The organism is Shewanella decolorationis (assembly GCF_004354305.1).
GTDB lineage: Bacteria > Pseudomonadota > Gammaproteobacteria > Enterobacterales > Shewanellaceae > Shewanella > Shewanella decolorationis.
This window is the reverse complement of record NZ_CP037898.1, coordinates 1,518,068-1,545,067: the sequence shown is the minus strand read 5'-3', so window position 1 is coordinate 1,545,067 and position 27,000 is coordinate 1,518,068. Positions and strand designations below refer to the sequence as shown.

The window sequence follows — 27,000 nt, the reverse complement described above, 5'->3', positions numbered from 1 at the left end:
ATAGGATAAGGAACAAGGTATGTCACAGTTAAAGCTTAACCCTTATTTCGGCGAATACGGTGGTATGTATGTACCACAGATTTTAGTCCCAGCCCTCAAGCAACTCGAAAGTGCCTTTGTTGAAGCGCAAACCGATGAGTCCTTCCAAGCCGAGTTTACTGACTTACTAAAAAACTACGCGGGTCGCCCTACTGCGCTTACCTTAACCCGCAATTTAAGCCCTAACCCTATGGTGAAAATCTACCTCAAGCGGGAAGATTTACTCCATGGCGGCGCCCATAAAACCAACCAGGTATTGGGCCAAGCATTATTGGCTAAACGTATGGGTAAAAAGGAAATTATTGCCGAAACCGGCGCAGGCCAACACGGTGTTGCCACGGCTCTGGCCTGTGCACTGCTCGGGTTAAAATGCAAAGTGTATATGGGCGCGAAAGACGTGGCCCGCCAATCTCCCAACGTATTTAGAATGCGGCTGATGGGCGCGGAGGTTATCCCTGTGACCTCTGGTTCAGCCACCTTAAAAGATGCCTGTAACGAGGCGATGCGCGACTGGTCTGGCAGCTACGAAAAAGCCCACTATCTATTAGGCACAGCCGCAGGGCCGCACCCCTTCCCGACCATAGTGCGTGAATTCCAACGTATTATTGGTGAAGAAACCAAAAAACAAATACTTGAGCGCGAAGGTCGTCTGCCCGATGCGGTCATTGCCTGTGTCGGCGGTGGCTCAAATGCCATTGGTATGTTTGCCGACTTTATTGAGGAAACCAGTGTCGAGCTGATTGGGGTCGAACCCGCAGGTAAAGGCATCGATACCCATATGCACGGTGCGCCGCTCAAACATGGCAAAACTGGGATTTTCTTTGGTATGAAGGCGCCTTTGATGCAGGACAGTGAAGGCCAAATCGAAGAGTCTTACTCGATTTCGGCAGGCCTTGACTTTCCCTCCGTTGGCCCACAGCACGCCCATTTGAACGCGATTGGCCGTGCGCGCTACGAATCGGCCACCGATGATGAAGCCTTAGAAGCCTTCCAATTATTGGCTCGCAGCGAAGGGATTATCCCCGCGCTCGAATCGGCCCATGCCCTCGCCTATGCCCTGCGCCTAGCGAAAGAGTGCACCAAAGAAACCATTTTGGTCGTTAACCTCTCGGGCCGAGGCGATAAAGATATTTTCACTGTGTCAGACATTTTAAACGGTAAAGAGGAATAACTAAGATGAGCAACACTGCAACCCAAACTATCCCTCAGCAAAGCGGCCGTTATCACGCCGCGTTTAGCCGTTTAAAAGCCGAAGGCTGTGGCGCCTTTGTGCCCTTTGTTACTTTGGGCGATCCAAGCCCTGAGCTGTCACTGAAAATTATCGACACCTTAGTGCAAAATGGTGCCGATGCATTGGAATTAGGCTTTCCCTTCTCCGATCCGCTGGCCGATGGCCCGGTGATCCAAGGCGCGAACCTCAGAGCCCTCGCCGCGGGTACAACGCCAACACAGTGCTTCAACTTATTAGCGCAAATTCGCGCTAAATACCCTGAATTGCCAATTGGATTATTGCTGTACGCGAACCTCGTATTCGCTAATGGCATCGATGCTTTTTATGCCAAAGCGCAGCAAGCGGGAGTGGACTCAGTGCTTATCGCCGATGTGCCAGTGGAAGAAGCGGCGCCTTTTATTCAAGCCGCGAAGACCCACGGTATCGCGCCGATTTTTATCGCGCCGCCCAATGCCGATAGCGAAACCCTAGAAAAAGTGAGCCAAAGTGGCGAAGGCTATACCTATCTATTGTCCCGCGCCGGTGTCACTGGCACAGACACTAAGGCGGGTACGCCCGTTGAAGAAATTTTAGCTAAGCTGCAAGCATTCAATGCGCCGCCACCGCTATTAGGCTTTGGGATTGCCGAGCCTGCTCAAGTGAGCGCCGCCATCAAGGCGGGCGCAGCGGGCGCGATTTCGGGCTCGGCCGTGGTGAAAATTATCGAAGCCCATCAACAGGATGAAGCAAAACTACTGTCTACCTTAGGTGAATTTACCCGCGCCATGAAAGCGGCAACCTAATCCCCCATCGGAATTACACAGTCATTCAAGGCCAAATCTGCGGATTTGGCCTTTTTTATCGTATTGAGTGCCGCGGCAAAAACCATGTAGAGCTGAGAACAAACTGCATCTTAAAACTGTCAAACCCAAGGCTTATATTAGGATCTACGTCTCATGCCTTTACGAGATAAATGTTAATATAGGGCAAATAACATCGACGCTTTTGTTATGGTAAATGGACTTTTTATGCAGTATCAAATCTATATTCTCGACGTCACCCCTTGGGGTTGTGGGTTTCAGGGTGAAGTGGCCGCCCAATGTGATAATGGTGCCCCGGTGTGGTTTTATTATCAGGGTAGCGATCAACAGGCTAAACAACGTTTTCCAGTTAATCAGTGGGTTAAGGTTGAACTCTTCGGCCGCTTAGCCAAGGCAAACCTGCAGACCGACATCATTGAACACCGCCAGAGTCTGAAATTCCCTAAACATAATTGTCACTTTGAGGCATCCGGGCAAATCGTTGAGATCACCCAAACGCCCGATGATACTGTGTATCTATTGCAATCGAGCCTTACCCTGCCCTTCGATAACGAACTGGGCACCTCTCCGATCTCCCGCGGTCATTGGGTCAATGTCACTGGGGAATTATGGGTGACTAACTGGCAAGATTAAGGCTAAGTTAGACTCCCTTCCTAAACCATGAGATTACCTAATGAGGCTGTGAATCATGGCTAAGCGTCAATGGCTTTTAGGCCACTTTGTCTCTAAAATGACAAATTCGTTGTGCTTAAGGTTTTAATGATTAAACCTAATCTATACATTTTTTCGCCAGAGCAAATCCGATTGAGGCCCCCATGTCCAGCTTAGATTCTGTACCTAATAAAAACCGTACGATTTTTGGTACTCCCAAATTACCCGCCAAATACGCTACGGTTGTTATGCCATTTTTTCTATCAATTTTAATGAGTTGTATTGTATCTGGGATCAGTACCTTCAATGGTGTCGGTGCATCAGCACAATTTGTTGAGCTCTGGTTTAGCGCATGGTTTATCTCTTGGGTTGTTGCCTTCCCGACTCTATTGATGGTGCTCCCCTTAGTGCGAAAGCTAACCGCTGCCTTCGTGCAATTACCTTAAACTCACCTCTGCGTTTAATGCCGTTAAAGCCATTTTCTAAAATGGCTTTTCCTTCCCCCAGTTTGCCCTCGCAACTCTAATAACCTAGTAGAGTACTCGGATTTACAGTCGATTTACACTTAGCTTTTATTCACACTTTCGTTGCTTTTATCGGCACAGCTCAAGCCTATCACCCCAAAATACCCCCCCTATTCAACTCAAATATAATCAACTGATTTGGCTTAAATAATTTTCGAGAATGTTCTTAAGAATAAGTTTTACACCATTTTTGCTAAGGCAATTCCCTCGCAAATAAACCGTATTTCAGTCTTTTATTTCCCAGTCAAAAGTACGACTCCTCTAACAACTCATAAATGAGAATGATTTGCATTTGTAATTTTTCAAATGCTAATTTATTCACCGTTGTGCTGAGGCAGTAATCCTCAGCTTATGCGCAACACATGGAACCGATCCTGATCCGCAAGATAAGGGAATGACTCACTCGGCAAAGATAGAGAGAACCACTCCTAACTTGCCCATCAGCCGATGATGACAACCACAGTTTCGGTTGGCAGCTGGAACTTAAGGAGGCGTAAGTGACTACCCCAAAAAAGGAAAACGATCGCAGGATTTTCGATCTACTCGGTATCGGCATAGGTCCATTCAATCTCGGATTGGCCGCCCTGAGTGAACCCATCGATGGCTTTAGCTGTTTATTTTTAGATGCCAAAACCGAGTTTGACTGGCACCCCGGCATGTTGCTCAGCGCCTCTCGGCTGCAAACGCCGTTTATGTCCGACTTAGTGACCATGGCCGATCCCACCAGTCGCTATAGCTACCTCAATTTTGCCAAGCAAACTGGCAGGCTGTATCCCTTCTATATCCGTGAAAACTTTTTCCTGCCACGGAATGAGTATAACCAGTATTGTCAATGGGTTAGCAAACAACTCTCCAATCTGAGATTCGGTTTTAAGGTCACGCAATTAGATTACAACGCCGGTGAAGGTATCTACCATGTAACGGGGGTTGATAGACGCAGCGGCCAGCCCCAAACCTATTTGTGCCGAAAACTGGTGCTCGGCACGGGCACCACGCCCTATGTGCCCGACAATTGCCCGATGCACGACCCTCGCGTGATGCATAGCGCCAGCTATATGCAGCAGAAAACTTACCTGCAGAGCCAAAGCGCCATTACCGTGATCGGCAGTGGCCAAAGCGCGGCGGAAATCTTTTACGATCTGCTGCAAGATGTTGATACCTATGGTTATCAATTAAATTGGATGACCCGCTCGCCACGCTTCTATCCGCTGGAATACACCAAACTCACCCTAGAAATGACTTCGCCAGATTATGTGGATTATTTCCACGAACTGTCGCCGGAAAAACGCAGCCGCTTGATTGCAAATCAAAAATCCCTCTACAAGGGGATCAATGCCGAGTTAATCAACGATATTTATGATCTGCTTTACCAAAAACGTTTAGTCAGCGATATCCAATGCCAGCTGCTGACCAACGTGGCGCTCGATAAGATAGAGACCTCGGGCGATAAGCTGACACTCAAGTTCAACCACCTCGAGCAGGAATATGCCCTCGAACAACAAACGGGCGCCGTCGTCTTAGGTACTGGCTATCAATATCGTTTACCCGAGTTTATTCAAGGCATTAAATCACAAATTGAATTTGATGATCGCGGCCAACTCGCCATCCAGCGGGATTATGGCATCGATATCAGAGGCGATATTTTTATCCAAAATGCGGGTCTGCATACCCATGGCATCAGCTCACCGGATCTGGGCATGGGCTGCTACCGCAATGCGACGATTCTGCAAGCGGTTTTAGGTTACGCGCCCTATCCGATTGAAGACAGTATCGCCTTCCAAACCTTCGACCCAACTAAGATCCGCACGCAGCAAAACCTGCCCACCAGCAGCACCCATTCAGCCACATCAAGCAAGACTATATCTTCGGCGGTGCAACCTACGCAGCATCGCGGCCTTGAACCACAAGCTGCACTGCGGATAAGCCCTTCGGGCGGCAGCCTGTCGGTCTTGATGGCGCCAAACAAGGAGGCGCAGTAATGGCCAGACATTGGAGTCGCCACTGTGCGGCCTCGCTCTCCACACCCATTGTGGTCAATGAGTTTGTGTTTAAACCTCTCAATCTCCCCCAACACCTCGCTATGTTGCAGAGCTGGTTTAACCAAGACTATGCCCGCTTTTGGGGGATGCAGGGGATGAGTCTCGATGCACTTGCTCAGGCGTTGGCGCCGAGCGAGCACAAGCTTGCGCTGATAGGCGAATGGCAAGCCAAACCGCTGTTTATGGTGGAGTTGTACGATCCAGCCCAGGATGAAGTGGGTGAGCATTATGTCGTGGAGCGGCTCGATTGCGGTATGCACCTCATCCTCGCGCCACTTGAGAGCAAGCCTGTTCATGGCTTGTCCGGCCAAGTAATGCAGGCTATTGCCGAGCTTATTCTCGAAAAGCTTGCCTTTAAGCGAATGGTGGTCGAGCCGGATCAGCAAAATCACAAAATTCACCGCTTAAATAGCCAAATTGGGATCCGCTACCAAAAGGCCATTCAACTGCGCAGCAAAGCCGCCTTCCTCGGTTTTTGTAGCGCCCAGAGTCGACAATTAGCGCAAAAGACCAGCGCACTTTTAATGCCGCGCACTGCAACTCAAGCGACTCAAGTAACCCATGCAACCCATGCAAACCCATGCAACCCATGCAACCCATGCAACCCATGCAACCCATGCAACCGCAGTTAACCCTATCACTTCGCAGGTAACCCGATGAACTTAGCCACTAACCGCGCATTACTCAAGCCATTCACTCAAGCCGAATTCCCCACGCTGGAGGCCGCTGTCCACACGCATGTTCCCGCCCACTTAATGCCGGAATATTGGCAGGCAGCCAATCGCCATTTGGTGAAAAAAATCCTCTGCGAATTTACCCATGAGAAGATCATCACCCCACAAATTTACCGCCAAGCGGCAGGCATCAATCACTATGAGCTAAGGCTCAAGGACTGTACCTATTACTTCAGTGCGCGCCATTATCAGCTCGACCACCTTGAGATAGAAACCGGGTCGATTCGGGTCAGCAGCGCGGGCCAAGAGAAGCCACTCGATGCCATGAGTTTGATTATCAAACTGAAAGATGCCTTGGGCATAAGTGAAACCCTGTTGCCCACTTACCTTGAGGAAATCACCAGCACCCTCTACAGCAAGGCCTATAAGTTGACCCATCAAGCCATCCCCGCCGCAGCACTCGCTAAGGCCGACTATCAAACGATTGAGGCGGGCATGACCGAGGGGCACCCAGTGTTTATCGCCAACAATGGCCGCATTGGTTTTGATATGCAGGACTATGACCAATTTGCCCCCGAGAGTGCCAGCGCGCTTAAGCTAGTGTGGATTGCGGTGCGTAAGGACAAAACCACCTTCTCCGCCCTCGAAGGATTGGACCATGATAGCTTGTTAAAACAGGAGCTTGGCGAACAGTTCACCGCGTTTCAACAACACTTAAGCGCACAGGGGCAAGCGGTCGATGGTTTTTATTTTATGCCCGTTCATCCTTGGCAGTGGTGCGAAAAAATTGCCCGCACTTTTGCTGGCGAAATCGCCCGTGGCGACATTATTTACCTCGGCGAAAGCCAAGATTGCTACCAAGTTCAACAATCGATCCGCACCTTCTTTAACTTAACTGCGCCGCAAAAATGCTACGTCAAAACCGCGCTTTCTATCTTAAACATGGGCTTTATGCGCGGACTTTCGCCGCTGTATATGAGCTGCACCCCGCAGATCAACGCTTGGGTGGCCAAGCTTATCGAAAGCGATAGCTATTTTGCCGAGCAAGGTTTTGTGATCCTAAAAGAAATCGCCGCAATCGGTTATCACCACAGATATTACGAAGAGGCACTCACCCAAGATAGCGCCTATAAGAAAATGCTGTCGGCGCTGTGGCGCGAGAGTCCGTTGCCGCATATTGAGCCGCAGCAAACCCTGATGACCATGGCGGCGCTATTACACGTCGATCATCAGGAGCAAGCCCTGCTTGCCGCCTTAATCGCGCACTCAGGCTTAAGCGCCAAGGAGTGGGTCAAGCGCTATCTCAACCTCTACTTATCGCCGCTACTGCACGCTTTCTTTGCCTACGATCTGGTGTTTATGCCCCATGGCGAGAACCTGATTTTAGTGCTGGATGCCGGCATCCCAGTCAAAATATTGATGAAGGATATCGGGGAAGAAGTCGCGGTACTCAACGGCAGCGAGCCACTGCCGCAAGAAGTGCAGCGCCTTGCGGTCGAGCTTGAGGAAGATATGAAGCTCAACTATATCTTGCTCGATATTTTCGACTGTATTTTCCGTTATTTAGCGCCCATTCTGGATAAGCAAACCGAGGTCAGCGAAACGCTATTTTGGGAGTTGGTGGCAGACAATGTGCGCGACTATCAAGCGCAGCATCCGCAGTTGGCGGACAAATTTGCACAATACGATCTCTTTAAAGACAGCTTCGTTCGCACTTGCCTGAATCGCATTCAGCTTAATAACAACCAGCAGATGATTGACCTAGCCGACAGGGAGAAAAATCTGCGCTTTGCGGGCGGGATTGATAATCCGCTAGCCGCCTTTAGGCAAAGCCATGCCTTTGGAAATCAGAAGCTTAAACCCAAACCCTAAATCACTTTTAACCTTGAGTGGGCCCACGCCCACTCTGGGCACGCGTCTGTGCCCAAAAACAACCTAGTCAATCAAACAGCCTAAATGGAATTTAAGATCATTATTATGAAAACCTTCCCCCTCAACCGACTCGCGGCGCACTGCCAACTCGTCATCAAACGCCCAGAGCTAATCCTCTGCTCTGCCATACTCAGCACGCCCTATGCTTATGCCAATGCCAGCGATACCCAGAAAAAATCCACTAAAGACATTGAAATCATTAATGTCGTTGGCGCTAAGGATCTCCACGATAATCGCTATAAAACTCAGGCGATGAATACGGCCACGGGTCTAGATTTGTCCTATTTAGAAACGCCGCAATCCGTCACCTCTGTTACCAGTCAAATGATGCATGACCAACAACTAAACAGCGTCATCGAAGCCATGACTAGCGTAGCAGGCATCAATGCTCGGCCAATGGACAACGACAGATACAGCATCAGCTCCCGCGGAATTGCGGTCACTAGTATTCTTTACGATGGCGTGCCCACCACTTATGACACCCGTTTTAACTACGGCGATAACCTTATCGATACCGCCATCTACGAGCGGGTGGAGATTGTCCGTGGCGCCACAGGATTAATGACAGGTGCGGGTAATCCTTCGGCCGCGATTAACCTTATTCGTAAACGCCCGACCCAAGAATTTATGGGCAGCACCTCAGTGAGTGTCGGCTCATGGAACAATCTGCGCGGTATGGTCGATTTATCCAGCGGCTTAAACGACAGTGGCAGCATTCGTGGTCGTATTGTCGCAGCCTATCAGGATAAAGAATCCTTCCAAGACAGATACGAGCAGCAACGCACCACCCTCTATGGCATTGTTGAAGCCGATATTACCGCCAGCACACTGCTTACCTTAGGCGTGGATTATCAAGACACAACGCCCGAAGGCACTATGTCCGGCGGTCTGCCGCTGTTCCACAGTGATGGCAGCCGTACAAATTACGATCGCGCCACTTCTACCGCCCCCGATTGGGCCTCGGCGCATACTCAAGGGCTTAATACCTTCGCCAGCCTTGAACATCGTTTTGATAACGGTTGGGAGCTAAAAGGCACCTACAGTTACGGCGATAACTCACTGAAATACGATGTACTCTGGGCTACGGGGTATCCCGATCCGGTAACAAACATAGGCGCAACCGCAGGCTCAATCGCCTATGTCGACGGTAGTCGTACCCAACATAACCTCGACTTACGGGCGCAGGGAATGTTCGCCCTGTTTGGCCAAGAACATCAACTCACCTTTGGTTGGACGGGTCAGCGCCAAGAGTTTGCCAACCCTTACTATTATCCTACGGCCGCCGTGCCGCCCTTGGGGGATTTTCGCGATCCCAACTTCCAGTATCCAAAACCTCAGTGGAAAGAGACTCACACCACGGGTTCATTTGGTGAAACCGAGCAAAGCGCCGCCTATGTGGCCACGCAACTTAATCTGACCGATGCCTTGGCATTGCTTGCGGGGCTGCGCCTGAACCAGTGGCAAACCGACCAAGATAACTTTGGCAGCAAGTATGATTTCAACGTCGACAATGAGCTCACCACCTATTTTGGCCTGACCTACGCTCTGGGCGAGCAATACTCGCTTTACGCCAGTTATACGGATATTTTTGCGCCGCAAACCTTGCAGCGCATCGATGCCAGTTACATCGATCCCGTCAAAGGCAAAAACTACGAGGCGGGCATTAAGGCCAGCTTGATGGATGAAAGCTTAGATATGTCGTTGTCGGTATTTGAAATTCGCCAAGATAATGTTGGCGAACGCACTGGTGATGTGTTGCCGGGCACCACTATTCCTGTGTATCGAGAGGTTAATGGCACTAAGACCCAAGGCTTTGAGTTTGAATCCACGGGCAAAATCACCGATGACTGGAATATCTACTTCGGCTACACCCAATTCAGCACCGACGATCCTAAGGGCAATCGCATCAACACCACTTCCCCTCGCCAGCAGCTAAAACTCTTTACCACTTATACCTTTAGCGGCGATTGGAACAAGTTGCAGCTTGGCGCTGGGGTTAATTGGCAAAGCCGTGTCTACCAAACCGTGAACTCGCCCTTAGGCAGAGTCGAGGTTGAACAAGACTCCTACGCATTGGCCAGCCTAATGGCAAGTTATGCCTTTACCGAGCAGCTAAAGCTAAGCGCCAATGTGCACAACGCCTTAGATAAAACCTATTACAGCCAAGTGGGTCAATATAGCCAGTTCCAATACGGCGCCCCACGCAGCATGAGCGTGAATTTGGATTATCGCTTCTAACAGGCTGTCAATAACCAGTTGTTCATCAATGAAAACTGCGGAGAGTCTTGAGTTCACCGCAGTTTAATCCATTCAAGCCTAAGGAGTGATTATGGCGCGCCAAGGAGAGTCAGCCCCTGCCTTAGTCAAGCTTTCCAGTAAGACTAAACTGAGTCATACCAAGCACTGCCATAGCAAATGCTCGCAAAGTTTAAACACTGCGAGCGCCAAGGAAACAGAACTCGGTTTAACAAATAACCAAATGGATTTAACAAAGAGTCAAATGGATTTAACTCAAGTAGCTCAGGAGTTTAATCAGTGCCTAGCGCAGCGCGCCCCTTTTTATGCCCAGCATTTTGTGGTAACCACTAAGCCCCAAGGGCTCTGTTTTGACACTTGGAGTCAACCAGCAGTTTATCAGCAGCTATTACTGGATTTTGCCAAGGCCTATCCTCCTTTGGCAAAAACCACATCTTCCATCCCGACAGGAAAAATTCCCGAGCAGATTTTGCTCAGCCATAGCCATAATTCCAAAGCCCTGCACTCGCTCTGGGGGCAGTGGTATTTTGGTCTGTTAGTGCCGCCAATGTTGGAATGGATTATTAACGCGCCGCACTCGCTCGCGAGCACCATTGAGCAAATTGATATAGCGCCTGAGCATTTTTATCTTAGGCCCCACGATTCGGGCAGAGTCGCGGGTTTTGAGTTTCAATTAACACTAACTCCTCAGGTGAAAACCGCCATAGTAAAAGCTGCCATAGTTAAAACCACGGTCTTAACGCCCCACCGCGAACGACAACTTATTCAGTGGATTCAACGCCATCTAGTCCCTAGTGTTGAGCGATTAACCGGTTTAAGCCCAACACCCGCCAAGCTGTATTGGAGCCATTTAGGCTACCTTATTCACTGGTATTTAGGCGAAATGGCATTGCCAGAAATTGAATTTGTGCACCTTAAGGAACTTCTATTTAACACAAAAGCCTTTGAAGATGGCGAGGCGAATCCACTCTACAACAGCATTAATCTGCTGCCCGCCTCAGCTTCTCACGCTGACAATATTCGCCGCGTATGCTGCTTAAGGTATCAACTCACCAACAGTCATCGCTGCGGCGATTGTCCATTAGCCACGCGCGCCCAAGCCAAACGTGCCGCGCAAGCTTAGCCTTATCGGTCAGGCAACTTATAAGGGCAACATGGATTGCAACAGCCGTTCGCGCCGCTTTCATGCAACAGTTAGCAATCGGTCACCTTTCACGGCTTTTTCCCTCTAGCCCCCCGTGCTACACTCAAGCCCACGTCTTCTTAACACGATTATTTATGAAACAACTGCTTGATTTTCTGCCCCTCATTATCTTTTTTGCCGTCTATAAATTTTTCGATATTTATATCGCCAGTGGCGCCTTAATCGCAGCCAACGCACTGCAATTAGTCGTGACCTATGCGCTGTACAAAAAATTGGAGAAGATGCACCTTATTACCTTCGCTATGGTGACAGTGTTTGGCACCCTCACCTTAGTGTTCCATGACGATGCCTTTATCAAGTGGAAAGTCACTATTATTTATGCTTTATTTGCCCTAGCCCTTGGTGTGAGCCAGCTACTCAACAAGTCGATTTTAAAGTCCATGTTGGGTAAAGAGATGAAGGTGGCCGATAAGATTTGGGCACACGTAACTTGGTACTGGGTGAGCTTTTTTGCCATCTGTGGCCTAGTTAATATCTATGTCGCCTTTAGACTGCCATTAGAAACTTGGGTGAACTTTAAAGTGTTTGGCCTCACCGCCTTAACCCTGATTAATACCGTTATCACCGTCTTTTACCTTTACAAACATCTTCCCGAAGATCAACGCAAGGAACTCAAATAATGTGGTATATGATTTCAGCTCAAGATGTTGAGAACAGCTTAGAAAAACGTTTAGCGGCGCGCCCTGCGCATTTAGCACGCTTACAGGAACTGGCCGATGAAGGTCGCTTACTTGTTGCGGGTCCACACCCAGCTATCGATAGCGAAAACCCAGGCGATGCGGGTTTTAGCGGCTCATTAGTGGTTGCGGATTTCGATTCGTTAGCCACGGCTCAAGCCTGGGCAGATGCCGATCCTTACTTCGCTGCGGGCGTATATCAAAGCGTTGTGGTTAAACCCTTTAAACGAGTTCTCCCTTAATGAAAATCGTTTCTTTCAATATCAATGGATTGCGTTCTCGCCTGCATCAATTGCAAGCGTTAATCGACAGCCATCAGCCCGATATTATCGGCCTGCAAGAAACCAAAGTGCACGATGAAGCCTTCCCGCTCGCCGAAGTCGAAGCCATGGGCTATCACGTGCATTACCACGGTGGCAAGGCACACTATGGCGTAGCCATGCTCTCCAAAGTCGCCCCACTTAAGGTGCAAAAGGGGTTTGCAACCGATGAAGAAGATGCCCAGCGCCGTATGATTATCGGCACATTTGCTCAGGCAAATGGCCGTCCGCTAACAGTGCTGAATGGTTATTTCCCTCAGGGCGAAAGCATTGACCATCCGACAAAGTATCCTGCTAAGCGGAAGTTTTATCAGGACTTAATGGCGCATTTGCACGCTAATCATAGCAATGATGAAGATATCGCCATCATTGGGGATATCAATATTTCGCCCATCGATTTGGATATCGGCATTGGTGAAGTCAACCGCAAACGTTGGCTAAAAACCGGAAAATGCAGCTTCCAACCCGAAGAGCGTGAATGGCTCAAAACCCTGCAAGATTGGGGATTAGTGGATACCTTCCGTCAACTGCACCCCGACCGCAGCGAGCGTTATTCATGGTTCGATTACCGCAGCAAAGGCTTCGATGATAACCGCGGCCTTCGCATCGATGTGATCTTAGCGACGCCGTCACTGGCTGCGCGTTTAGTCGAATCCGACGTCGATTACGATCTGCGCGGTATCGATAAACCCTCAGATCATGCGCCAATTTGGAGCACCTTTAAAGAAGCCTAACTCGCTTGGGTGAATTCTTTAATGGATATAAAAACATCGGCCTAAGCCGATGTTTTTGTTTGGAGTGAGTACTTTAAGTACAGGCTTCATAGGCGAGCCATGATATTCGCTCGACGACACGGTGAATAGAAACCTAGGGTTTCTAAGCTTATGAACGAGAGCCATGGTCGTTCTCATGCGTCCCTGCATTGCACGACATTCAGGCGTCCTGCCTATCAGATGGCAAACAGGCCTTTAAACAGGGATGTTGTTCAAGTCCATCCGTAGATGCAGGGCTGCTCGTCTGATGTGAATGGATTCACGAATGCCTTGATGGCATGGATGCCAAAGAGCAGCCATGGGGCGGACGGTCGTCTCGCTAATTGCCATGGCTCACCTGTTTAGCATCGGCGAAGTCTGTTTGCTTTAAAGAAATACGTAGCATGCTTTGGGATAAAAGCGATTAACCTTTTTATCTATTTATGGAGTTTATTGTCATTGTTTCCCCAGTGACTCGCCGTGAATATATCCCTATAGGCTCGACGGCGACATCCATGTCGCCAACGGTCACTGGTGCCCCAATGCCAATTTTAACTAGCCATTTGCGATATGTACGTAAAAAGAAAATGGGACAAAACCTTGCTAGATTTTTTACTCTAATTCATTGGTTTCGGATTAATATTTGTAAGGCGATTATTGAACGTTAGTATTAAACCCGATAAACAAGCCATCCATTTTCTTTGCATGAACTTAAGCGAGTGATCTCCAAAACTCATTTGGTCAAAACCCGCAGCAGGCTGAGCAACTCAAAACAGTAGAAGTGATCACTTGTGAACAGCGGAAGCGCTCAATTGCGCCAGTGCCACCATTTGGCAGCGCTGGACCAAACTGCCCGCCCTGCTGGCAAGCACGGACAACTTCTACCGGTCAGCACTGCCCAGGCTGCTGGTCGATTTACCCGGTTTCAGGCAAGAAAAAGCCCATGAAAATGGGGCCAGTAGCTATAAAGTGGTATGGCTACCCACGCCTGTAATAGTTACCTCTCGCTTCCTTTCAAGCCAATGATTGAAATTGATTCCACGTCATAAATACCACCATTATCGCCATTGTGCTGACCTAAATTAGCCAGATACACTCCATCAATATAGACATATTTACCTTGAAAAAAGTCAGGTTCTTTCCTCAGCAACGCCGCCATTTTAGGTGTATCTAATTCAACAGAAACGGAATGCTCATAAATCTTGTGTTTATATGACCCCTCGTCAAAATATATTGCACCTTTTTTAGGATCGCTAAAATCAGCAATTCCAACTACTTCAACCTTCTTTTTTTCATATTTATCAGCATTAGCCATTAAATGAATAACAGACACGGAACAAAGGCCATCGAAACAACGTTCGTTGGCATATAACATAATATTACCTGCATTTACTTTTACAGATAATAGATAGAACACAGCTATTAATACTAACCTTATAAATCTCATAACTATCTCCCGATCTCAGTAACAAATTCTCTCGATGGAGTGCTTTGAATCGAATAAATCCGGCCACCCATTATAAATCAATAACATAATGCACTTTATGTTTGCCTACAACTTGTCCGAGTTAAAATGGTTTAAAAGTAATAAATCCGGCCATCCAATATAAATCAATAACATAATGCACTTTATGTTTGCCTACAACTTGTCCGAGTTAAAATGGTTTAAATAGGGGCCATCAACAATCGTGGGGAGAGCATCTAAGGCAAAAATTACGCTAATTCCTTAAAAAATGGAGCATTTCAGACGAGGTAAGTCATCCCATAGCGCTTGGGAAGTGTTCTGGATGGGGCATTTGAAGTGATATAAGCCGTTGTCAATTGCAGTGAAAGTGCTGACAGCTTGCCGCAAAATGCCGTCGTCGCTTTTCTAAGTGTTCGCAGTAATCGGTCAGCTCTTGCAATGTGCCTACAGGGCCATGAAATAACTTGCCAAATTCGGTTGTCAGCTTGAGCCAATTGTCATGGGGGATATTTAATCTGTTCAGTATCTTGGCGCTACTTTCGCTGATGTATCCACGTTTATCGTTGCGAATAATTCGGCCGGTATCATCCACCAATTGAAGGTAATCTTTTAATGAAAACGCAATGCCATTGGGTTGGTCGTCGCACTCGTTACCAATAAACGGCAGGAGATTGCTTGGCTGCTCACCTTTTAATGCGGCCCTAATACGCAGTTGAATACTGGTATGGTCGGATTGTTCTGGTGTATCAGCAAGTTGCGCTCGAATCGGATTCAAATCAACGTAAGTCATACAGGCTAATACCGCAGCTTCATCGAGTAGAGCTTGGGATTTAAACCGCCCTTCCCAGAAGCGACCTGTACAGTTATCTTCTTGATTTGCTTGCCTTGCAATCGGTTCGTTGAGGCAGCGCATAAACCATGAGATATCACATAATCGACTGCGATAAAGGGCGATTGAATGCTTTAATCGGTTGACCTGATGGGCTTGAACCAACTCACCTTTAGCGAATTTTTGCGTTAACTCATCGCCTTTAAACAACTTATGCCACTGCTCAAGCACTTCGCGGTCAGTCCAACGATTTGCCGTCTCGATATCGACTCGCAGCACCACATGCAGATGATTAGACATCACCGCATAAGCAGCTACATCAATAGCAAAAACAGCAGCAAGTTCAAACAGTAGCGATTCTACCCAACCACGGCGATGGTCATAGTTTTTACCCGAGTAACTATCATCACCACATAAAAATGCTCGCCGAACCACGCGGCTACAGCAATGGTAATAGGGCGTGTCTTCAAGACTTATCTGAGTTCTGCGAGGGCGCGGCATACAAACCTCCTTGTTCAATGCTTAACCAAAGCATAGTAGGAGGTTTACTTCCGCGCTATTAAGGCTGGGTGTCCAACTTTACTCGAAAGCATAGTAGGAGGTTTACTTCCGCGCTATTAAGGCTGGGTGTCCAACTTTACTCGGCGATGGTCATAGTTTTTACCCGAGTAACTATCATCACCACATAAAAATGCCCGCCGAACAACGCGGCTACAGCAATGGTAATAGGGTGTGTCTTCAAGGCTTATCTGAGTTCTGCGAGGGCGCGGCATACAAACCTCCTTGTTCAATGCTTAACCAAAGCATAGTCGGAGGTTAGCTACCGCGCTATTAAAGTTGGGTGTCCAACTTTACCCACAACTTTACCCAATTTTACTCTCGCTGGGTCATGAAGGCTTTATGCCCAGAGTTAATGGCTTCTATTCTTATGCTCTGTCCATTAAAATTGGTGGAAATTACTGAAAATACATGAGTAACAAAACCAATAGTGCTCCAATCACAACTGCACTACCCATAAAAATGTACTCCTTAATTTCAGCAATCAAAGAAGGATTACCTAGTTTTGACCAATTAGCGAATAATTTGACTAATGAAACAGTCATTCCTCCTAACCCAAATGCAAACGAGCAGAAACCAAAACTAAAAATGTAAAGATAAAGATCGTCACATTTTTCTGTTATCGAGTTAAAATCAGTAAAAGTTAAGTATATAGGCCTGATAAATGACTTGGCTCCGATGATTGTCATCAAAATGATTAATAAAAAATACGAAAAATAGTTAATTCCCTTCCCTCTGATTAGAGATATAAATTTCTTCATTTTATAGAAAAATCCGGCCATCCATTTTAGCTCAACAACATAATGCACTTTCTGTTCTTCTACAACCTGCACAGGCCAAAGTAGCTTGGATGAGCTTCATCAAAAGTTGCTGGAGAGCATAATCGAGCTAAGGCATTAGAAAAAAGTTGAGGCTGACATAACCTCAAGGTCGCACGTGAGCCTTTAGCTTTATGTCTCGACAACGTTACTCGCCCTATTACCTTTGAATAGCAAAACGACTGTGAGTATAAGTTTTTGGCCAAATGTACAGTCAATTTACAGTTAAACAAATGAACGATATTGCCTAATTTTAAGAATATAAAAATGGCGGTTACATCATGTAACCGCCATTTTTTAGCTATTACGCTTCGCCAAAAGATAGAGCGTTAAGCTTCCAAACTAATGAGGATTCATAAACCTAATCCACATAAAGCAATCGCTTAGCTGGTTCGATACTGCTTTAAAATGCCTTCAAGCTGAACCGAGGCATGTTGCAAATCATGCGCTAGGGTGACACTGCGCTGCGCCGTTTGTTTAATGGTATCGGATTGATGACGGATCTCATTGAGTTGGCCAGCAATATCACGGGCGGCGACGCTCTGCTCTTCCGCCGATGCGGCAATCTGGCTACTCATATCGAATACGGCATTAACCGATTGCGCCATCCCTTCAACATCATCGCCCACGGCAATAATGGCGCTACGGCCTTCATCGGCGCGGTCCACAATCTCGGTGGTGATATTGGAAAGCTGACGAGTACCCGATTGTAAGCCTTCGATCATCGCTTGGATCTCTACTGTTGCCTGCTGGGTGCGTCCCGCTAAGGTACGCACTTCATCGGCAACCACCGCAAAACCTCGACCTTGCTCACCCGCACGGGCCGCTTCAATCGCCGCATTCAGCGCCAGCAAATTGGTCTGCTCGGAAATACTGTTGATGGTAGTCACCACCGCATCGATAGCCGCCGCATCCTTAGATAGTTGTTCTACCGATGAAAAGGCCGCACCAATCTTGGTTGAGAGTTGACCAATACTGTCCACCGTATGGCTAATTCGTCCTTGGCTGGTACTCATTTGGCTGGCGTTATCTTTGGTCTGTAGCGAGGTGTTACTGGCATTGACCGACACTTCTTCAATCGCCGAAGTCATCTGCGCCATGGCAACAGCCACTGAGTCTAAAAATTGATGCTGAGCACCAATTAACTCACCGCTGATTTTAGCCTGCTGATTAAACTCATCGGCGGCAAGGGAGAGCGTCTGGGCATTATTGCGGATAGCGCTTACCATTTCGCTCATATTATCGGCGCAGCGGTCAATTTCGCGGGCGATTAAGCTGAAGTCATCGGTACCGAAAAAGTTTAATCTGAAGCTTAAGTCGCCATCGGCTAAGCGTTTGATTGCCATGTACATATCCCACAGACCACCGCCGAGGGAGGTTGAAATCCAATAGCTTAGTTGGAATAAGGGCAATAAACCGATTAACGCGAGCCAAAACATTAAGTTGGCATCGCTGCGACCGTCGCTTTCCCATTGGGCAACATTTTGCGACAGCTCAAGTGCGCCGCTTGATCCCACGCTGGCGCTGGCGGTCACATTAACCCTTTGGCGCTGCGCCTCTGCTTGGCGAGTGACAACACTTAAACCATTGTCACGGGCAAACTGTGACAGGGCATCACCCTGCAATTTTTGCGCATTCGCGACTTGGGCAAAGGCATCAACAGTCGCCTGTACCCGAGCCAGAGAGGCGGCTTCGAGGTTGCGGTGAGCATGTTGGTAATTGATAAGTGCAATGGTAGCCGTGATTAACGCCACCATAGAACAGACAATCCAAAATTTTCCGTTGAGACTGAATTTGATCAATATGGCATCAATGGTACGAAACTGGATTTGTTTCATCTTGATATTTCCTAAGATCTAAAGGCTATCGGGTACTAAATCAGCATTATAGCTCATCTATTCCATCACTTTATTACCGCACAGACACATCCGCACATGACAGTGAAAGAAAATTAATCGGCACTGGCGATTTCAGAACCTGTAGATGCTGACCATTTTTGACGAAGGGTGATTAACTGCGCCGTCAATAAGCTCATACAAAAACCTAACAGGGCGCCCAATACTAAGGGCGGCACAATATTGGCGACATCCCCTGCCATGGCAAAGGTAATACAACAGCCAATAAAGGCACCGGGAATAAAACTGAGTTTTTGATAACTGGCTTGTAGGCACATTGCCGAGGTCGCGATACCCGTAAACAGATAACCCGCCACAGGCGATACGAAGAAACTGCTACCGCTGATAATGAGCCAAGCCCAAAACACACCGGAGAGATTGGTGCACCACGCCATCATCACGCCTTGAAAACCCGCCTTAGGCTGAGCAAAAAACGTGCTACAACCTAAAAAGCCAATCCAAGTAACGAGATGAAAGGCATCTGCGATACCACACCAGACAGAGGCTAATAGCCCCGCCGAAATAGCGACTTGCCAACGATTTTCCATGATGACCCCTTTATTGTTTTCACGGAAGTAAATACTCAAATGCGCTTAAGGTGCGGCTGTATTATGGTGTTATAGCGCCCTTCACTTCCGTGTCGATCAATTTTTAGTAGGGATCTGCAATCGAAAATTGACTCACAGGCCGACTAGGAACCGATTCAAATGAATGTGTACGCGAGTCCGCATACCTTAGGTCACTTGAGTAAACATATTGGTTAAATTACCTCTATTCTGGTAACAAAAACCTGATCTATTGCTAATTTTCGGCATTAATGCCCGTAAATTTACAAACAAGCAATTTATTTGTGGTAAAAAAACGAAAAAAGCGCTTATTAGGCGCTTTTTTGCTCACTCAGGTGTGGTTTACAGCATCACACCTTTAACTGTTTATTAACTGGCAGATCGCGGATCCTAAGGCCTGTTGCGGCAAATATCGCATTGGTCAGGCTAGGTGCCACAGGCGGTACGCCTGGCTCCCCCACACCCGCAGGCGGTGCATCCGAGTCGATAATGATGATCTCCATCTCTGGCACTTGGGGTAAACGTAGAAGCGGATAATCATGGAAGTTAGACTGCATCACCTTACCCTGTTGGTAACTGATCTCCCCCATAAGCGCCAAGCTTAAGCCAAAGACTATCGCGCCTTCGGTCTGCGCTTTCACCCTGTCGGGGTTAACCACAGTGCCAGCATCAATCGCAGCAATGGCATTCAGCACTTTAAGCTGTTTGTCCTCGCCGACTTCTACCCGCATTGCCACCGCCACCACACTCACAAAACTGCGGTGCACCGCAAAGCCCCAACCTTGATTCTTACCCGCTTTAGGCGCCTTGGCCTGAGCTTGTTCAACCACCTCAATCACCTTGAGGTAACGGCCGACATCAACGGGGTGACGAGTTAAGTCTTCGCCATAGTTGCCATATTTAAAGCCTTGGTTCTCAAAGGTCTCTCGCCTCGCTTGACCCAGTAAGCTACGCCACATATCGGGACAAGATAACTTAGCTTTATGGGCCATTTCATCGACAAAACTGCCCACGCCAAACCCATGTTGAATGTTACATACCGAGCGCATCCAACCGATACGGCTATGGGCGCTGGCCTTAACGGCCTCGTAGCGTAAATTTGCCAGGGCAAAGGGCACATCGACAAAACCTAAGTCCAACTCACCGCCGGATGGATACTCAACGCCCTCGGCAAAGGTGGAGCTGATCGACGGGAAGCCCGTACGCGCCAGTAGCGCTGTGGGTTTGTTATTGGCATCGAACAAGGCCTGATAACACTGGGCACTGATAGCATGATAATAACCGTTTTGGATCTCATCCTCACGGCTCCAACTCACCTTCACCGGCCGTTTAAATTGCTTGGAGAGTAGCGCCGCCTCCACACTGAAATCCGGTTTGGACTTACGTCCAAAGCCACCGCCCAGTAGCGTCACATTCACTTTCACCGCATCTTCGGCAATACCTAAGGCAGCTGCCACATTTTGCTGGGTACTCTGCGGTGTTTGTGTCGATGCCCAAATTTCACAGCCCTTATCGGTCACATTGGCGGTGGCCACGGGCGGCTCTATGGAGGAATGGATAAGATAAGGCACGGTATAAATCGCCTTGAGGGTATCATCCTTCGGCCATGCTTTGACCTCATCCCCAACTTGACGCACCACCTTGCCTAGGGCTTGTACCTTATCCACCAGCTCTTTCAGGTAAGTTTTAGAATCGTGGCTGCTGTTGGCAGACGGAGTCCAGCTTACTTGTAAAGCTTTACGTCCCTGCAGCGCACTCCAAGTGTTTGTCGCCACCACAGCTACGCCGCCTAAGGCTTGAAAAGCGGGAGCCCCCTTGGACGTTGGTAAACGGTACACATCGACCACCCCCGCTACTTTGCGCGCCGCACTATCGTCAAGACTTGCCACATCGCTCCCCAATACGGGTGGGCGCATAATGCTGGCATAAAGCATGTTATCCACTTGGATATCATAGCCATAGATGGCCTTGCCCGTGAGCATGGCCTGCATATCGACTATCTGACGCGAAGTTCCAATTTGCTTGAAATCCTTAACCGCCTTTAATCGTAGCGAATCGGCCGCAGGCAGTGGTAATCCCGCCGCATCTAGGGCTAATTCGCCAAAGCGCGCAGCACGGCCTGATTTGGCATGTAGCACTTGATGATCTTTGGCCTGCACCTCACTCACGGGGACTTTCCAGCGGGCTGCGGCGGCTTGCTCAAGCATGGTTCGAGCCATCGCGCCCATCTCACGCATGCGGTCATAGTTTTCGCGGATACTGCGGCTGCCATCGGTATTTTGGCTGGCGTAGCGTTTATCGGCGAGTCCTTGAATAGGCACAATTTTATCCCAATCGGCCTCCAGCTCTTCGGCCAAGATTTGTAAAATCCCCGTGCGGATCCCCTGACCCATTTCGGAGCGGTGGCAGGTCAAATAAACCTTGTCATCCTCACCGATGGCGATAAACAGATTGAGCCGCGCCTGCTGATCCTGCGCCAATGCCATGGGACTCCAACTGAGACCACTCGCCCCAAGAGCGAGGCCGCCTCCGACGGCGCCGAAGAGTTTTAACACATCGCGGCGACTGATATTTTCAACTGCGGTGAATGTACTCATCTTAGCCCTCCTGTTTGGCATAGCTTTGCAGCGCCGCTTTTATCCGAGGATAGGTACCGCAGCGACACAAATTACCCGACATGGCAGCATCGATTTGCTCCGCCGACGGTTTGGGATGCTGAGTGACTAAGGCCGCCGCCGACATTAGTTGCCCGGCCTGACAATAACCACACTGAGGCACATTGTGTTCGGCCCAAGCATTTTTAAGCTTTTGATTATCCAGCCCTTCAATCGTGGTCAGTTGTTTGCCTTGCGCCTGGGATACGCTGGTTAAACAGGCGCGCACAGGCTGACCATCTAAATGCACAGTACAGGCGCCGCAAAGCCCTGCACCGCAGCCATATTTAGTGCCCGTTAAGCCTAAAATATCCCGTAATGCCCAGAGGATAGGCATATTCGGATCCGCATTTAAGGTAAAAGATCTGCCGTTAATGGTCAGGTTTTGGGAAGGCATCGCAAGACTCTGGTCCTTTGCCGCCTCCGAGGATGGTATTGCCATAACTCACTCCTTAAGTGCCAACCACGACGCAAGATCGGCTTTAGTATCAATATCAATCGCGGCATGGGGTAAGGGAACAGCCACTAACTCACCCACATTTGCCAGTTGTTTTAATATGGATTTGGCGCCGCGATCGCCGGTCAAATCCGTTAATAAATCGAGTATTGAGGCATTAAAAATAGCAGGGGCGCCTAATTCATCCAACTTGCCTGCTTCGTGTTTATAAAGCGCGGCCACAGATTGCTGACTGGTTTGCCAAGTCTCAATCAACTGCCGATAGTCTTCAAATGTCAGCGCAACCTGATCCGCTAAGGTGAGTAGCATGCCATCATACTGCTGCGCTTTTGCATAGTCCGCCGCAACTCGCAGTGACGATGACAAGCCAGTCTGCCAGTCGGCATTATGCAGTAGCGTGAATTGATTCGCCCCAAGAGCCTCAAGTTGAGAAAGCAGCTCGTTAGCATGGGCACCGAGCACCACCAGCAGCGAAGCACTGACTTGATTGGATGCACCCATTACCAATGGCGCCGAGGTAAAACGAACCAGACGGTCAATATGCCGTTGTAAGATGCTTTGCCCTCGCCCTTCATTCGCTGGCGTGGATAATGGCTGCGCCAATTTAACACCCTGAAATCGCCGGCTCTCACCCGCGGCCAGCACGGCAATTAACAAGCGTTGGCGGCTCTGCATTAGGGCATGATCCCATCGAGGGTTGAACATGGCGCGCCGTGTAGCACCCCATGGCATTGGGCTAAAATGCTCAAGGCAATGGCGCTAGGTAACTCACCACCAAGGGCTAGCCCCGCGGGCGCCGAGAAATAACCGCTAAACGAATCCGTACTGAGGTCGGCCATCGCCAGCACTTTGTCCCGCCGATGGGCGGGCCCTAAGAGCGCAACATATTTAAGATCAAAAGCTTGAATGGCCTTGAGCGCTGCGGCATCCAAGTTCAGGTTGTGGTGCATCACAACAGCGCAGTCCAACTGTGCGATAAGCCCTTCGACCTCATCAAGACTTTGCTTAACGATATGGGCGTGGGGGAAATCGGCAGTTCGCGCATATGCGGTGCGAGTATCAAACACGCTTACCTGCCAACCTAAACTGTGGGCAATCGCCGCCACTGGCTGGACATCAATTCCACCGCCAAAAATCCCTAAATGAAATCGCGGTCTTAAGGGAATGATTAACGTATCCCCTTCGGGGGCGCTGAATATCCCTGATTTTGCAAAATCTGCCGTTGGAAAAGGTGCGTTATCCACCGAATAAAACTGCGCCGAGTAACTGCGAGCATCACTGCCCGCAGGTGCTAGAGACAATTGATAAAACCCTGATTGCCTCTTACGCAGCGCTTTTGCCACTTCGACAAGTCCTAGATCGTGATTTTCTTTTAGTAGTGGGATCAACATGATATCGACTTTACCGCCACAACCTAAGCGGTAGCTGGCATCGGACTCATCGGTCGCATCGTAGGTAACACAAGTAATCTGTTGTGACTGCATGGCATTTTGGGCATGGCGACGCAGATCCGCCTCTAAGCAGCCACCACTTAATATCCCGGCGCCTTGACCAAATTCATGGAACAGCATCATGGCACCGGGTTTACGGTAGGACGAGCCTTGAATATGAGTGATCACCGCCAGCACCCATGCATCATCGGCTAAGGGCAACCAATGCTCTAATAAGTCTTCAATTTGGTGATCCATCGACCTAAGCTCCGTTTTTCACTCATCGACGCACACGGGTGGTAAGCGTAGTCATCGATTAGCGGCATTATTTATCAGTATTATTTTTACCGAATATAAAACAAGCTAACAAAGGCAATTGGAATTTAAAAGGGAAAATAAGCGGAAGTACAAATGGAAGAAACTGAAAAATTGACATCCCTGTCATCTGACCCAATCCATTTCTGGACGAATATAGCTAAAACTTAAAATTGATATTCCCCCGCTTTAGTACGCAATACTTGGGATTGGTTATCCAGACTTATCGATGTCGATTCGATTTGCTCAATAATTTGCGAAACCTCGCGGGAATTATCGCGGATCACCACAAGACTGGTAGCAATATCCTTAGAAACCAGAGATTGCTCTTCAGTTGATGCGGCCACTTGAGTGTTGATCCCATGGATAGCTGCCGTGCTTTGACGAATATCATCGAAGACAGTGACGATACGCTGCAATTCACCTGAGGCTTTTTGCATCAAACTGGCCGCTTGAGTGACTGAGCTGCCCACCTGATTGGTCCGATTTTGTAAACTGGCAACAATATCATCGATTTCCTTAGTGGAATCCTGTGTCCGTTGGGCAAGTGAACGTACCTCATCGGCCACCACCGCAAAACCACGCCCTTGCTCTCCAGCCCTCGCAGCCTCAATTGCTGCATTGAGTGCCAGTAAGTTGGTTTGCTCGGCAATCGCTTTAATTACGCTAAGCACATTACTTACTTGGGTACTTTCATTCACTAAATGCTGCATCGAATCTTGAGTTGTCGTAAATTCACTTTCGAGTACTGCCATCGCATTGAGCGCTTCCGAAACCGTATCTTGGCCAACGCCGACATGGGTTTCATTTTCTGCCGCACGGATTTCAGCGTTTGAAGTGCTTTCACTGACATGCACTAAGGTGGTGGTCATTTCCTCCATCGCGCTCGCACTGGCATCAAGCTCTTTGGCAACTCGATTAGAGCTTTGACGGGAGACTTGAATCGAGGCTTTGGTTTGTTTAGCCAGATCCGCCACTTCCTTCGCGATACTGTCTGTAGTTGCTAATGAACTGGCTAATGAGGAAATAAATAAGTTGATTTGATTGACGATTTCACCAATCTCACCTTGGGTAGAGACTGAAATCCTGCGGGCAAGATTTTTTGACCTTTGAATATCGAGTAACTCACTGCAGGTCTTTATCAGCGGAGTAACTATCCTGCTCTTAACAATAATAAAGCCGCCGACAGCCACTAAAATAACTAAAAACAACACAAACTGCGAACCATTAAGCGCCATATTTAAAGAGTCTAAGCGATTAGTCACTTCCCCTTCTGTACGTTTATCCAGAGCAGTAAAAAACTGATCAATAGGCTCCATAATTTTTGCTTTTTCTCTATGGTATTGATCACTATGTAGTAATTCCCTCGCCATCGCGAGATTAGGTTCCCCCTTAATACTGTAGGTTTGGGTATTGGGATCCATAAAAATCCCTTTCACCGCATTCATCGCTTTAACTTCGAGGGCAACTAAAGCATCAGAGTTTTGCTGTGCTTGCTCGAGATAATGGAATTCCTCATCAGAAAAGCCTAAGTCCTTCATTTGTTTTTTAATCGCAACTCTGGCGCCATCAGGCTTAGGTTTATCACCGTAGCTCAACACCAAATCCCAATAAATCTGGTGATATTTTTCCGGCCTAGGTTTTTCACCATTACGAATAGCCAGAATATCCATATACATTTTTTCGTATTTCTCATCGCCTGTGACCGCGTAGGTACGGGCAAGCCTAGTTAAATCATCGGAACTTTGCCGCAGCTCATCAGCAAGTTGGTAGGACTGATAGCGAATATTAGCCGCGTCATTAAACAGCTCAATCTTAGATTTGACATTAAAACTCAACACCGCCGTAATCACCGCACTGGCGACTATGGTGGAAAAGACAACACTCATCATCGTTTTTGTATTCATAGCTACCCCGATAGACATGTACAACGTTAGCTTTAAGTCTAGTCAGTAAAATGTAACTAAAAAGTAAAAAAGTGGATTTTGATGAAATAATACACTGAGTTACGAACGATTCTCAGTTGCGCAAATCACCTATATTGGGTTTAGGACAAAATATAATGCTTAAAAATAAATAGTTGTGGATAAATCTAGGTAAAAAACCAAGATTCGTATCAAGCAGAGATGAGATTTGCAGATTTAATCAGGCACAGTAAATATGAATTGTACCTGATTAAAAGCTGCTATTGAGTATTGAGCCAATCGATGCGGTGTTATACCACTTACAGCAGTAACTGGTCAGCGACAAAAGGATTATGTTCGCGCTCTTCCCCAAAGGTCGACATTGGTCCGTGGCCGGGAATAAATTCTACGTCCGCCCCTAAAGGCCAGAGTTTAGACGTGATCGACTGAATTAAATCTTGATGATTAGATTGCGGAAAGTCGGTGCGACCAATCGAGCTTCTAAACAGAATATCGCCCACCCAAGCTAGTTTTGAGCTAGCCGAGTAAAACGCCACATGACCCGGTGTATGGCCTGGACAATGCAAGACTTTTAAGCTTTGTTCACCCACAGTGACGACATCGCCATCCTGTAGATATTGATCAGGTTCAAAGGCATCACAGTGTGGAAAACCAAAGTTTTGGCTCTGTTTGGGCAAATTTTCAATCCAAAACTTATCCGCCACATGGGGCCCCACAATAGCTGCATTTGTCTGCTGAGCCAGCAGCTTAGCGCCGCCAACATGGTCGATATGACCATGTGTAAGTAAGATTTTTTCGAGGATGAGCCCTAGTTTGGCAATTTCACCAAGAATACGGTCGACATTCCCTCCCGGATCGACAACCGCTGCACTGTTCGTTTTTTCACACCAGATCAAGCTGCAATTCTGCTGGAAAGGTGTCACAGGAATAATTTGGTACTTCATAGCTTCAATCTCGTGTTATCCATAGCCGATAGATTACGCTAAGAG

At 48.1% G+C, this 27,000-nt stretch carries 23 protein-coding genes and 1 pseudogene; 13 read left to right on the top strand and 11 right to left on the bottom strand.

All coding sequences use genetic code 11. From position 1 onward, the window contains the following. Positions 1–19 precede the first annotated feature (19 nt). From trpB to xthA, 12 genes are all read left to right on the top strand, one after another. Entirely contained in the window at positions 20–1,210 is a 1,191-nt protein-coding gene (gene trpB / locus EYR25_RS06925) for a tryptophan synthase subunit beta (protein WP_133178952.1), read from the top strand. 5 nt (positions 1,211–1,215) lie between these two features. Continuing rightward, on the top strand, positions 1,216–2,052 hold the full coding sequence (trpA, locus tag EYR25_RS06920; protein WP_133178951.1) for a tryptophan synthase subunit alpha: 837 nt from the start codon (positions 1,216–1,218) through the stop codon (positions 2,050–2,052). Between the two features lie 225 nt (positions 2,053–2,277). Further along, positions 2,278–2,703 (top strand): glycerate kinase, encoded by a 426-nt coding sequence (locus EYR25_RS06915; protein ID WP_133178950.1) that lies wholly within the window; start codon positions 2,278–2,280, stop codon positions 2,701–2,703. Between the two features lie 182 nt (positions 2,704–2,885). Further along, positions 2,886–3,167: a DUF2798 domain-containing protein gene (locus EYR25_RS06910; protein WP_023265553.1), complete on the top strand. Its 282-nt coding sequence runs from the start codon at positions 2,886–2,888 to the stop codon at positions 3,165–3,167. Between the two features lie 575 nt (positions 3,168–3,742). Beyond that, positions 3,743–5,224, top strand: a complete 1,482-nt coding sequence (locus tag EYR25_RS06905) for a lysine N(6)-hydroxylase/L-ornithine N(5)-oxygenase family protein (RefSeq protein ID WP_133178949.1) — start codon at positions 3,743–3,745, stop codon at positions 5,222–5,224. Beyond that, the gene (locus EYR25_RS06900; protein WP_165953470.1) at positions 5,224–5,916 is read left to right on the top strand and encodes a GNAT family N-acetyltransferase; all 693 of its coding nucleotides are present in this window, start codon (positions 5,224–5,226) and stop codon (positions 5,914–5,916) included. Before EYR25_RS06905 ends, EYR25_RS06900 begins: the two co-directional genes overlap by 1 nt. A gap of 24 nt (positions 5,917–5,940) precedes the next feature. Then, positions 5,941–7,830 carry a putrebactin synthase gene (locus EYR25_RS06895; RefSeq protein ID WP_133178948.1) on the top strand — a complete coding sequence of 630 codons (1,890 nt, stop codon included), beginning with the start codon at positions 5,941–5,943 and terminating at the stop codon, positions 7,828–7,830. Between the two features lie 84 nt (positions 7,831–7,914). After that, positions 7,915–10,128, top strand: a complete 2,214-nt coding sequence (locus EYR25_RS06890) for a TonB-dependent siderophore receptor (protein WP_165953469.1) — start codon at positions 7,915–7,917, stop codon at positions 10,126–10,128. Between the two features lie 91 nt (positions 10,129–10,219). Beyond that, positions 10,220–11,269 (top strand): siderophore-iron reductase FhuF, encoded by a 1,050-nt coding sequence (gene fhuF / locus EYR25_RS06885; protein ID WP_133178946.1) that lies wholly within the window; start codon positions 10,220–10,222, stop codon positions 11,267–11,269. A 155-nt stretch (positions 11,270–11,424) separates the two neighbouring features. Then, the gene (locus EYR25_RS06880; RefSeq protein ID WP_133178945.1) at positions 11,425–11,970 is read left to right on the top strand and encodes a septation protein A; all 546 of its coding nucleotides are present in this window, start codon (positions 11,425–11,427) and stop codon (positions 11,968–11,970) included. After that, complete coding sequence (locus EYR25_RS06875; RefSeq protein WP_011072939.1) at positions 11,970–12,269, top strand: YciI family protein; 300 nt, start codon at positions 11,970–11,972, stop codon at positions 12,267–12,269. Before EYR25_RS06880 ends, EYR25_RS06875 begins: the two co-directional genes overlap by 1 nt. After that, positions 12,269–13,081: an exodeoxyribonuclease III gene (xthA, locus tag EYR25_RS06870; protein ID WP_099458346.1), complete on the top strand. Its 813-nt coding sequence runs from the start codon at positions 12,269–12,271 to the stop codon at positions 13,079–13,081. Before EYR25_RS06875 ends, xthA begins: the two co-directional genes overlap by 1 nt. A gap of 1,015 nt (positions 13,082–14,096) precedes the next feature. Here the strand turns inward: xthA and EYR25_RS06865 are convergent. The 3 genes and pseudogenes from EYR25_RS06865 to EYR25_RS06855 all read right to left on the bottom strand — a co-directional run. Beyond that, the gene (locus tag EYR25_RS06865; protein WP_133178944.1) at positions 14,097–14,474 is read right to left on the bottom strand and encodes a hypothetical protein; all 378 of its coding nucleotides are present in this window, start codon (positions 14,472–14,474) and stop codon (positions 14,097–14,099) included. A gap of 442 nt (positions 14,475–14,916) precedes the next feature. Next, positions 14,917–15,894 (bottom strand): transposase, encoded by a 978-nt coding sequence (locus tag EYR25_RS06860; RefSeq protein ID WP_133178943.1) that lies wholly within the window; start codon positions 15,892–15,894, stop codon positions 14,917–14,919. Between the two features lie 125 nt (positions 15,895–16,019). After that, positions 16,020–16,166 (bottom strand): annotated as a pseudogene (locus tag EYR25_RS06855) (transposase); the annotation flags it as partial. A 196-nt stretch (positions 16,167–16,362) separates the two neighbouring features. Here EYR25_RS06855 and EYR25_RS06850 point away from each other — a divergent pair. Further along, entirely contained in the window at positions 16,363–16,545 is a 183-nt protein-coding gene (locus tag EYR25_RS06850) for a hypothetical protein (RefSeq protein ID WP_133178942.1), read from the top strand. Positions 16,546–17,152: 607 nt separating this feature from the next. On the opposite strand, the gene EYR25_RS06845 is transcribed toward EYR25_RS06850, so the two are convergent. The 8 genes from EYR25_RS06845 to EYR25_RS06810 form a co-directional block, all read right to left on the bottom strand. Continuing rightward, a complete protein-coding gene (locus tag EYR25_RS06845) occupies positions 17,153–18,607 on the bottom strand; it encodes a methyl-accepting chemotaxis protein (RefSeq protein WP_133178941.1) in 1,455 nt (484 codons plus the stop codon). A 113-nt stretch (positions 18,608–18,720) separates the two neighbouring features. Continuing rightward, on the bottom strand, positions 18,721–19,212 hold the full coding sequence (locus EYR25_RS06840; protein WP_039978432.1) for a DUF1097 domain-containing protein: 492 nt from the start codon (positions 19,210–19,212) through the stop codon (positions 18,721–18,723). Between the two features lie 368 nt (positions 19,213–19,580). Continuing rightward, positions 19,581–21,827: a xanthine dehydrogenase family protein molybdopterin-binding subunit gene (locus EYR25_RS06835; RefSeq protein WP_133178940.1), complete on the bottom strand. Its 2,247-nt coding sequence runs from the start codon at positions 21,825–21,827 to the stop codon at positions 19,581–19,583. Between the two features lies 1 nt (position 21,828). Continuing rightward, the gene (locus EYR25_RS06830) at positions 21,829–22,326 is read right to left on the bottom strand and encodes a (2Fe-2S)-binding protein (RefSeq protein ID WP_011625802.1); all 498 of its coding nucleotides are present in this window, start codon (positions 22,324–22,326) and stop codon (positions 21,829–21,831) included. A gap of 3 nt (positions 22,327–22,329) precedes the next feature. After that, positions 22,330–23,016 carry a nucleotidyltransferase family protein gene (locus tag EYR25_RS06825; RefSeq protein ID WP_133182766.1) on the bottom strand — a complete coding sequence of 229 codons (687 nt, stop codon included), beginning with the start codon at positions 23,014–23,016 and terminating at the stop codon, positions 22,330–22,332. After that, positions 23,016–24,029: an XdhC family protein gene (locus EYR25_RS06820; RefSeq protein WP_133178939.1), complete on the bottom strand. Its 1,014-nt coding sequence runs from the start codon at positions 24,027–24,029 to the stop codon at positions 23,016–23,018. Before EYR25_RS06820 ends, EYR25_RS06825 begins: the two co-directional genes overlap by 1 nt. Positions 24,030–24,253: 224 nt before the next feature. Next, a complete protein-coding gene (locus EYR25_RS06815; RefSeq protein WP_039978430.1) occupies positions 24,254–25,993 on the bottom strand; it encodes a methyl-accepting chemotaxis protein in 1,740 nt (579 codons plus the stop codon). A 317-nt stretch (positions 25,994–26,310) separates the two neighbouring features. Beyond that, a complete protein-coding gene (locus EYR25_RS06810; protein WP_023267721.1) occupies positions 26,311–26,955 on the bottom strand; it encodes an MBL fold metallo-hydrolase in 645 nt (214 codons plus the stop codon). Between the last annotated feature and the right edge of the window lie 45 nt (positions 26,956–27,000).